This is a genomic window from Streptococcus timonensis (assembly GCF_047460355.1).
In the GTDB taxonomy this organism is placed as follows: Bacteria; Bacillota; Bacilli; order Lactobacillales; family Streptococcaceae; genus Streptococcus; species Streptococcus timonensis_A.
Map to the genome: position 1 here is coordinate 1 of NZ_JASHGL010000009.1, position 9,499 is coordinate 9,499.

The following is a 9,499-nucleotide window of genomic DNA, read 5'->3' on the forward strand; positions in this document are numbered from 1 at the left end:
GTGAAAAGGCGGTGTCTTAACCCCTTGACCAACGGACCATCCCCAGTCTGTCCTTTTTGGACTCTTCCTATTATACCGACTTTTCCAACTTTGTCAAGAACTTGAGTTGATTTTTTTCATATTTTTAATTTTTGCAAAGCAAAAAGCCCACTGTTGTAGGCTTTCTGTAAGATATTTCTTAAAATTAAAGCATTTTGTTGTAGAATTCAACGACAAGGGCTTCGTTGATTTCTGGGTTGATTTCATCACGTTCTGGCAAACGAGTCAATGAACCTTCCAATTTTTCAGCGTCGAATGATACGAATGCTGGGCGTCCAAGAGTAGCTTCAACCGCTTCAAGGATAGCTGGAACTTTCAATGATTTTTCGCGAACTGAGATAACTTGACCTGGAGTTACACGGTATGATGGGATATCAACACGTTTTCCGTCAACAAGGATGTGACCGTGGTTTACGAATTGACGAGCTTGACGACGTGTAGTCGCAAGACCAAGACGGTAAACAACGTTATCCAAACGACGTTCCAAAAGAAGCATGAAGTTAAAACCAAGGATTCCTTCTTTGATTTTAGTAGCTTGTACGAACAAGTTACGGAATTGTTTTTCACCTACTCCGTAAGTGAAACGAAGTTTTTGTTTTTCAGCCAATTGCAAACCGTATTCTGACAATTTAGAACGGTTGTTTGGTCCGTGTTGTCCTGGTACGTAGTTACGACGTGCCAATTCTTTACCTGTACCTGTAAGTGAAAGGCCAAGGCGACGAGCTTGTTTCCAAGATGGTCCTGTATAACGTGACATATGTATGTCCTCCTAATATAAATATAATTTTGGCGGAAATAGTCACTTAGAAAGCCCTGATTCGTGCAGATGCCCTTCGCCTAAACAGCCAAGGTTACTTATCAGAAGACACCTGTTGACGAGCTTCATGCTTTCCTGCTGCTATTTCACACAAAGGCTATTGTATCATTTTTTTCTTATTTTGTAAAGAAGTTTTTATTTTTTCTAGTTTTCATTAAATTTAGCTAGATTATCCAAATATTGGTTATTGATTACTGCCATCATATAGCCGTCAGCTTTCAATTGATCATTCGGCCCAAATTGAACATCCAAGGGAGCATTTTCATAGTCACGAAAACCAAGAATATTGAGATTGTATTGTCCTCGAAGATCAAGTTGACTTAAGCTTTTGCCTGCCCACGATTGTGGAATTTTCATCTCAACAATAGAGACATTTTTGTCCAACTGAAAAACATCAACGCTGTTATTAAATAAAATAGTCTGCGCCAACGAACGACCCATCTCATATTCTGGTGAAATAACTGAATCTGCGCCAATTTTTTCAAGAACTTTTTTTGCTGTATGGCTTTTAACCTTAGCAATAACAGTTGGTACTCCTAGACTCTTGCAATGCATGACTGCAAGCACACTAGATTCTAAATTTTCCCCAGTTGCCACCACAACTGTATCGCAGGTATCAATTCCTGCTGAGAGCAAGAGCTCTTCATCTGTTATATCTCCAACAACTCCACGTACCAAGACAGGTTCGAACTGATTGATTCGCTCCTCATGGTCGTCAATGGCGATTATATTTATATCATGCTGAGCGAGGGCGGTAAGTACACTACTCCCAAAAATACCCAAACCTAAAATTCCAATTGTCCGATCTGACATAGTTTATCCTTTCTTATCCTATGGTAATATCTGCTTTCATATAGTGGATCATATCTTTCTTATCTGGTTGATACTCAGCCAAACTAACTAATAGAGTCAGTGGCCCAATTCGTCCGATAAACATCAGTAGCATGATAATGCTAAGAGCTAATCTGCCTAACTCTGGCGTCAAATTTGCAGTTACTCCGACCGTAGCAAGAGCTGAAATTGTCTCGAACATGATGTAGATAAAGCGCGGATTCCCTTCTGCTGTTACCCCTAACAGGATCAAGCCCAGCAAGAAAGTTAGCAAGAAGATAATAAAGACACTGAATGATTTTTGGACTGTCCGAGGTAAAATTGTTCTTCGAGCTACATTGGCATGAGGCAAGCCTAAAAGCTCACTGCGTGCAAATACTAATAATACAAAGAAGGTTGTGATTTTAAGCCCCCCGGCTGTTCCACCAGGCGCCCCACCGAGAAACATCTGCAAAATATAGATCATCAAGGTAACAGGCCTAGCCTGAGTAAAATCAATAGAAGCGAAGCCTGCCGTCCGCATGCTGACAGTTTGGAAAAAACTGACTAGCAATTTATCAGGGATGCTGAGATTCCCAATCGTTCCCGGATTGTTCCACTCTATCAAGAGGGTTGAAACTGTTCCAGTAAATAAAATTCCAGCTGTCAAGAAGAGAACCAACTTGGTATGGAAGCGAAGCCGACGTTTTTTCTTGCTCAACTGCGTGGCCAGGTCAAACCAAACCATGAACCCTAGACCACCTGTGATGATCAAAGCAGCAAGCACTAGATTAATCAAAGGATCAGTTTGGAAAGCTACTAAACTTGTACTTCCAAAATTATCAAAACCAGCATTACAGAAAGCTGAAATAGCTACGAAAATAGAGGTAAAAATTCCTCGGCCCCAACCAAATTCCGGAACAAAACGAAAACTTAACAGGAAGGCTCCGAGTCCTTCAACGATAAAAGTCGTCAAGAAAATCGAACGTATGAAAACCATTAAAGACTGAGTTTCTCCATAACTAAAGCTCTCCAGAATTGTTTCACGGCTACGAAGACTTAGCTTTTGCTTACTTTGAATATAAAAGACTCCTATAAAGGTCATGAGACCCAAACCACCAATCTGGATCAAAAACATACAGATTAACTGACCCCAGATGTTATATGTGGTAGCTACTGGTTGAGTAAAGAGTCCTGTCACACAGACCATGGATACTGCTGTAAAGAGATGGTCGAAATAGGTCGCTTGGGAGCTTGTTGCTTGCACAAATGGCAGACTCAAAAGAAGAGAGCCTGCGAAAATAACCAAAGCAAAACTTAAAAAAATTCGACGAGCAGGTGATAAACGCCCCAAGGTCGTGTTTATTTTTTCCGAAAATGATTTGAATAACATAGCTACATTGTACCATAAAACAGTTAAAGCAGTCACATATGACTAACAATTTCAAGACAGAGTTCTAAGGCCTTGTCAAAAGCTTCTGCGCCCCAATCGCGCTGGTCATAGTTATCAAGATCTGCCAATGAATCAGCCGTGAACAGCAACTCACCCCAAACGACCCCTCGAAGCTGGGCAACTGCTGCAAGAGCTGCACACTCCATCTCCACAACAGCGCAGCCTTCTTCCTTACGATAGGCAACTTTTTCAGCTGTTTCTCGGTAAAAACCATCTGTCGACCAAGTCATAACCTCTTCATAAGGAACCCCTAATTGTTCCAAGACTTGCTCAATGGCTGAAATCGCTTCTACATGAACATCCATATAACGAGAAGGCGCTGCATAGTGGTAGCTGGTCCCCTCATCTCGCAGGGCTCGGACTGGAACTAGGAAGGCATTTTCCTCTATATCGGCTAGGACTCCACAAGTACCAGTGGAAATGATTTGCTCCACACCATAGCCAATCAACCAATCCATAAACTGGGCGGCCGGGGCAGAACCAACAGGAGCCTGAGCTAGACAAACTTTTTCGCCTTTGTAGTCCATAACATAAATAGGATAAGTCTTTGTGGCAGACACAAACTCGCCGACACACTCTGCTCCTACTTCCTGAGCATAGCGGTCAATCTCCTCTTCCAAAAATGCATAGATGCACTTCTTTGGCAACTGTAAATCCAAGCCTTCATGATTGGGCATAATGACTGCCTGAGGATTATCATCAAACTCTAAAATAGGAATGACGTGTTTTTGAATCATAGAGCACCTCCTCTAAATTTTTACTATTATATCAAAAGCTAAACGAAAGTCAAGACGGGAGGCTAAGTCAAATCAGAAAAACCTACCTTAAGTAGGAAACAACAATTAAATGCTTTTTTCGTCATAATAAAATTGCTATAGCTTAGGAATTAGTTTATAATAGATTGAATTTAAAAAAGGGAGAAATCTTATGAAATTCTATTCATATGACTATGTTCTCAGTCAGATTAGTCAACAGAATTGGACCATGATTATTGTGTCGACATTCTTAGTGATTGTGACTGGATTCTTTGCATTTAAGGCTTTCAAAGATAAAAGAGGGAGTAAGTTCCGTGAATTATCGCTCATTTCTATTTTGACGTTAATTGCTTTTGTATTGATTAGCATTACGAATTTTCAAAACAGCCAATCCAATGATAATCAATTTCGTAGTTCCTTACACTTCATCGAGATTGTATCAAAAGAGTTAGGTGTTGATAAAAAAGATATTTATGTCAATACTTCAGCTACTACTGATGGAGCTATTATTAAGGTTGGCGACAATTTTTATCGCGCCATTAGCGGGACTGACCAAGATAGCTATTTATTAGAAAAAATGGAACTCTATAAATCAGATGTGGAACTCGTGGAGGTTGAAAAATGATAAGCTTTTTTGCTACGATTGCAATTAAATTGGCCTTGGGGCTACTTTCTCTTGTTTTTGTTATTAACGTAACAGGTAAAGGAAATTTAGCACCAAGTTCTGCAGTAGATCAAATCCAGAACTTTGTTCTCGGGGGTATTATCGGTGGAGTTATCTACAATAGTTCCATCACTATCATCCAATACATTGTTATCCTCATCATCTGGACTATTCTCATCTTACTCCTTAAATGGTTGAATACCAATATTTCCTTTTTCAAACACTTAATTGACGGAAAACCAACTATTATCATTAAAAATGGTAAGTTAGATCCTGAAGCCTGTCGCTCAAAAGGTCTTGCAGCTGCAGATGTAGCTCTTAAATTGCGCGCTCAAGGAATTTTCCAATTGAAGGATGTCAAGAGAGCTGTGATTGAGCAAAACGGACAGCTGATTGTCGTAAGAATGGGTGACGAAAATCCTAAGTACCCAGTGATTACAGATGGTGTTGTCCAAGTTGAAATTCTAGAAACCATTGGTAAATCAGAGGAATGGCTAATTGAGAAATTGAAAGAAGAAGGTTTCGAAGAAGTCTCAAATATCTTTATTGCTGAATATGATAAAGATCAATTGAATGTTGTAACCTATTAATTTCACGTTTTCTGCACCAAAAACACCTTACACTTGTAGGGTGTTTTTCATATTCGAGTAAATTTTTATCAATGAAAGTGGCAAACTAGCATGTATAAGAAATAGATGTGGTTTAGATATAAGATAGAGTAGAAACTTTTATCTCCTCTTCCTTTTTCTATAACATAAAAATCTCCCTTCTCTTTTGAGAAAGGGGATTTTCTTTTATGGTCGTCTACCAGGTGCACCACCGCCAGGTCCTCCATTTCCCTGAGGTCCACCTCCACCAGGCATAGAATTGTCAATCTCAGTTTGTTTTTCACCATTGAGATAGATATCTCCGCCTGTATAAGTCGCTGTTCCATCAAAGTCAAAACCAGTTTGACCAGTCATTTTGATGGTTCCTCCATTAACTGTAATGTTCCCGTTTGAGTCAATTGGATCCGTGTCCCCTTGACCAACTTCAACGGTCAAATTCCCACCATTCATAGTAAAGAAGATTTCACTTTGTTGGGCATTTTTGTTGGCCGCATTGACACCATCATCTGTTGAGTATACGGTGATGTCTCCACCGTTGATAGTGATTGACTTACCTTCAAGCCCTTCTGTAGAATTCTTAACGGTATAGGTACCACTATCAATAACCAAATCACCTGAAGCGTGGATACCATCGTCCCCTGCAGTAACAGTGATGGTATTATCAGAGAGATACATGGTTCCTACAGAGGTGTCCTCATCATTGTCGACCTTGACTCCGTCTTCCTTGGCATCGATGGTCATGGTTGTGCCAGTAATGTTGAGTTCATCATTGACATTAAAGGCATCTCCGACTGCTGTGATATTGTAGGTACCGCCTGTGATGTGAAGGGTATCATTTGCCTTGATAGCATTGTTTTTCTTACCATCTACATTGAGAGTTCCTTTACCATTGATGGTCAAGTCCACTTTAGAGAAGAGGGCTGCATCAGCTTTTTCATCACTATTAGAAGCAGAGTCTGATAGGCTATTGCTTGTACCGTCTGCTAGAGTTAGATATACATGACCAGCTGATGTTGCAGAAATAACTGCATTGGCGTTGGTCATTGTTACACCATTTAGAACGATGTGTACATCATCAGTCTTTTCGGCTTCAATCTTAATTTGAACTCCATCAGATTGACCAGATATGACATAGGTTCCTGCCTTAGAAATAGTAACAGTCGAACCTGATACGGCAACTCCGTCACCTGATGCCGTCGCTGTTGACCCAGACAAGGTTACAGTTGCTGCTGTCTTTTCATCATAAGAAGTATCATAGTCCTTGTCTGTAAAATAGCTAGTTTTTTTAGTTTCTGTAGTTGATGTCGTTTTCGTTGTCGCAGTATTGCTAGCTGTTGTATTTGAAGTTGACTGGGCACAAGCTGTTACTAGTGCTAGAGTTGCTATACTCGTTAATAAGAATGTCCATTTTTTTGCTTTCATGCTCGTTTCCTCGACTTTCATTTTACATGCTCTTAGTCTACGGGTCTTTCCTAAAACAAGCCTAAACTTTTTCTGAAAGTTTTCTTAAATTTAGTTTCAATTAAGTTAAATTTAACAAAAGTTTTAGATAAACTCTTTAAAATCCTATCCAAACAAGCTCGTCCTTGTTTAAAAATAGTATAACCTAAAATTAGAGGAGAAGGAATTATGAAACCAATCGAAACAACTTTTAAACGGATTGAAACCAAATATGTTGTCTCCAAAGAAATATTAGACAAACTGATTCAAGATTTAAAGGAATATTTAGTAGAAGACGACTATCCAATTTCAACTATTTCAAATATCTACTTTGATACGGAAGACTTTGCTGTGCTCCAAGATGAGCATCTTGGGGTCAAACGAAAAGAAAAGGTACGGATGCGGACCTATCTCAGCCAACCTAAAATAGATAGTCAAGTTTTTTTAGAAATCAAAACAAAGGACCAAGAAGGGGTTGGCCGCAAATACCGACTACTCTCAACTCCTATTTCTATCCTTAACTTTATGACCAAAGGACACTTGGATTCTAGCATTACTGATACAGTCGTCATTGAAACAGTGAAAAAACTTCAGCGTGATTACAAATTCGCCATCAAGCCTCGTATGTATATCTACTACGATCGTTATTCATTAAAAGAAAAGAAATCTATCGAGGGCTGCCACTATAACAAAATTCGTATCACAATTGACCAAAATCTAGTCTATAGAGATGAATTTGTCAGTCTCTTCGCAGGAAATCACGGGGCTCCTCTGTTGGACAAAAATAGTGTGATAATGGAAATCAAGGCTCCTGGGAACAAGCCCCAGTGGTTGCAAGACATCCTAGAAAAGTATGGTTTGACGGAGCACAAATTTTCAAAATACAGTTGTGCTTACCACAAATCTCAAGGACTCTCTTATGCCCCTCGTCCCAGTATAGAAAGTGCAGGAACTACTTATGCTTAATCTATTTAATTCAATTTTTAATAATGCAACTGCAAACGCAAATCCCCTTCAACTAATACTGACACTGCTAGTAAGTCTAGTCCTAGGCTTAGCCCTCTCTTGGACTTACAAGTATAGAACCCTCTACACCAGAGAATTTGCTATCAGCTTGAGTCTGCTTCCCTGCCTCATGACCTTGGTTATTTTTCTAGTCAATGGAAGCTTGGGGACTTCGATTGCTGTAGCCGGAACCTTTAGTTTGATCCGTTTCCGTTCTGCAACGAGTGGATCAAGAGAACTGATTGCTATTTTCCTAGCCATGATTATCGGTTTGGCTTGCGGAACAGGCTACCTCTTCTTGGCTATTCTCTTCACCCTCTTTATCTTGGGTGTTTGGTTCCTTTTGGAAAATCAACAGGTAAAAACCGACAATCAACGTCGTAGACATTTGACAATCACGGTAGCCAATCAAGAGAAGGTACAGGAAGCTATCCAATCATCTCTTGACCAATTCTGCTCAGAAATTGATATGATTACAATCAATAGCTCAAACTCGGGTGAAAGTCTTAGCATCGTCTATGAAGTTGAGCTAAAAGCAGACACAAATGACTTCCAAATCACTAGCTATCTTACACAAAATATTGATCAATGCGATGTAGCATTGACTAAAAAAGCTAAAAAGAGAAAAAATCTCTAGAACAAGTAAAAAGAACAGCATTTAGCTGTTCTTTATTTGTCTTTGACCGGAATTTCTTTGATAACTCGTGCTGGATTGCCTGCCAGAACTACATTATCACCAAAAGATTTAGTAATAACAGCTCCTGCTCCTGCAACAACGTTATCACCTAGTGTAACACCTGGAAGGACAATAACGCCGCCTCCTGCCCAGAAATTCTTACCAATCGTGATTGGTTTCCCAAATTCTAAACCTGAATTTCGTTCATCCGGATTTAGAGGGTGAAGAGGCGTTAAAAACTGACAATTGGGACCAATCATAGCATTATCACCGATGGTAATAGGACAAACATCTAACATGGTCAGATTCCAATTGGAATAGAAATTTTCTCCCAAATGAATATTGACACCATAATCCACTACCAAACGAGTATTGACATAGAGATTTTTACCAGTTGAACCAAACCATCCTTTGATTATTTCCATACCTTTTACTGGGTCGACCTCTTCATTAAAGGAGGCTTGCTTTTGTCGTGCTGTTTGTGCTAGAGCACGAAGTTCTGGATCAAAGGGGTGATAGGGTTCTCCTGCTATCATTTTCTGGTATTCACTTTTCATAAGGTAGCTTCCTTTTTACCTTTTTAAAATATTGTAGCAAAGTTTTAACCTAAAAACAAGATAAACTCTACTAGTAACAAAAAACCAGCCTATCCTTAGATAAGCTGGTTTTTATTGAGAAAGTTAACTCATGGTTTTCCTATAGATGAAATCCCATTAATCTTCTTTCTTTTTACGAGTGATAAGTCCAAATCCACTCAAGACACCTACTAAACCAAGAGCTGCAAGGCTAGCATGATCTTCAGTACCAGTATTTGGCAATTGAGGAGCATTTTCCTTAGCTGGAGTTGGTTTAACTGGAGCTTCTGGTTTTTCTGAATCTGGAGTCGGTTCTGGATCTGGAGTTGGTTTTGGATCCGGAGTTGGCTCTGGATCTGGAGTTGGCTCTGGATCTGGAGTTGGTTTCGGATCTGGAGTTGGCACTGGATCTGGCGTTGGCACTGGATCTGGCGTTGGCACTGGATCTGGTGTTGGTACTGGATCTGGCGTTGGCACTGGATCTGGCGTTGGCACTGGATCTGGTGTTGGCACTGGATCTGGAGTCTTCACTTTTTCGTAGACATGTTCTGTGTCGCCGTTTGGAAGTTTCTTAGTCTCTACGAAGCGGTAGCCTGGAATGTCTTTCTTAGGATTTTCTCCATCTTCTGTTGGATATCCTGGAATTTCATTGCCTTC

11 protein-coding genes are annotated in these 9,499 nt (G+C 39.9%); 4 read left to right on the forward strand and 7 right to left on the reverse strand.

All coding sequences use genetic code 11. The features are described from left to right. Positions 1–184 precede the first annotated feature (184 nt). The 4 genes from rpsD to QM941_RS09695 all read right to left on the reverse strand — a co-directional run bounded on the left by rpsD (position 185) and on the right by QM941_RS09695 (position 3,856). Entirely contained in the window at positions 185–796 is a 612-nt protein-coding gene (rpsD, locus tag QM941_RS09680) for a 30S ribosomal protein S4 (protein ID WP_008810013.1), read from the reverse strand. Positions 797–1,000: 204 nt separating this feature from the next. After that, positions 1,001–1,669, reverse strand: coding sequence for a potassium channel family protein (locus tag QM941_RS09685; RefSeq protein ID WP_414340373.1), 669 nt, complete (start codon positions 1,667–1,669; stop codon positions 1,001–1,003). 13 nt (positions 1,670–1,682) lie between these two features. After that, the gene (locus tag QM941_RS09690; RefSeq protein WP_247913333.1) at positions 1,683–3,059 is read right to left on the reverse strand and encodes a TrkH family potassium uptake protein; all 1,377 of its coding nucleotides are present in this window, start codon (positions 3,057–3,059) and stop codon (positions 1,683–1,685) included. 32 nt (positions 3,060–3,091) lie between these two features. After that, positions 3,092–3,856 (reverse strand): nucleoside phosphorylase, encoded by a 765-nt coding sequence (locus QM941_RS09695; protein WP_414340375.1) that lies wholly within the window; start codon positions 3,854–3,856, stop codon positions 3,092–3,094. Positions 3,857–4,046: 190 nt separating this feature from the next. Here QM941_RS09695 and QM941_RS09700 point away from each other — a divergent pair, with 190 nt between their 5' ends. Then, positions 4,047–4,499, forward strand: a complete 453-nt coding sequence (locus tag QM941_RS09700) for a DUF3290 family protein (protein ID WP_060956251.1) — start codon at positions 4,047–4,049, stop codon at positions 4,497–4,499. Next, a complete protein-coding gene (locus QM941_RS09705) occupies positions 4,496–5,128 on the forward strand; it encodes a DUF421 domain-containing protein (protein WP_414340377.1) in 633 nt (210 codons plus the stop codon). The genes QM941_RS09700 and QM941_RS09705 overlap by 4 nt, the downstream gene beginning before the upstream one ends. 204 nt (positions 5,129–5,332) lie before the next feature. Here QM941_RS09705 and QM941_RS09710 read toward each other — a convergent pair whose 3' ends face one another. Next, positions 5,333–6,568 carry a carbohydrate-binding domain-containing protein gene (locus QM941_RS09710; RefSeq protein ID WP_414340378.1) on the reverse strand — a complete coding sequence of 412 codons (1,236 nt, stop codon included), beginning with the start codon at positions 6,566–6,568 and terminating at the stop codon, positions 5,333–5,335. Between the two features lie 207 nt (positions 6,569–6,775). Here QM941_RS09710 and QM941_RS09715 point away from each other — a divergent pair, with 207 nt between their 5' ends. Further along, complete coding sequence (locus QM941_RS09715; RefSeq protein WP_414340380.1) at positions 6,776–7,552, forward strand: polyphosphate polymerase domain-containing protein; 777 nt, start codon at positions 6,776–6,778, stop codon at positions 7,550–7,552. Continuing rightward, entirely contained in the window at positions 7,545–8,228 is a 684-nt protein-coding gene (locus QM941_RS09720; RefSeq protein WP_414340381.1) for a DUF4956 domain-containing protein, read from the forward strand. The genes QM941_RS09715 and QM941_RS09720 overlap by 8 nt, the downstream gene beginning before the upstream one ends. A 32-nt stretch (positions 8,229–8,260) precedes the next feature. Here QM941_RS09720 and QM941_RS09725 read toward each other — a convergent pair whose 3' ends face one another. Together QM941_RS09725 and QM941_RS09730 are read right to left on the reverse strand one after the other, a co-directional pair. Then, positions 8,261–8,824: a sugar O-acetyltransferase gene (locus tag QM941_RS09725; protein ID WP_414340383.1), complete on the reverse strand. Its 564-nt coding sequence runs from the start codon at positions 8,822–8,824 to the stop codon at positions 8,261–8,263. Positions 8,825–8,980: 156 nt separating this feature from the next. Beyond that, positions 8,981–9,499, reverse strand: a 519-nt coding sequence (locus QM941_RS09730; protein ID WP_414340385.1) for an LPXTG cell wall anchor domain-containing protein, incomplete at its 5' end; no start/stop codon positions are given.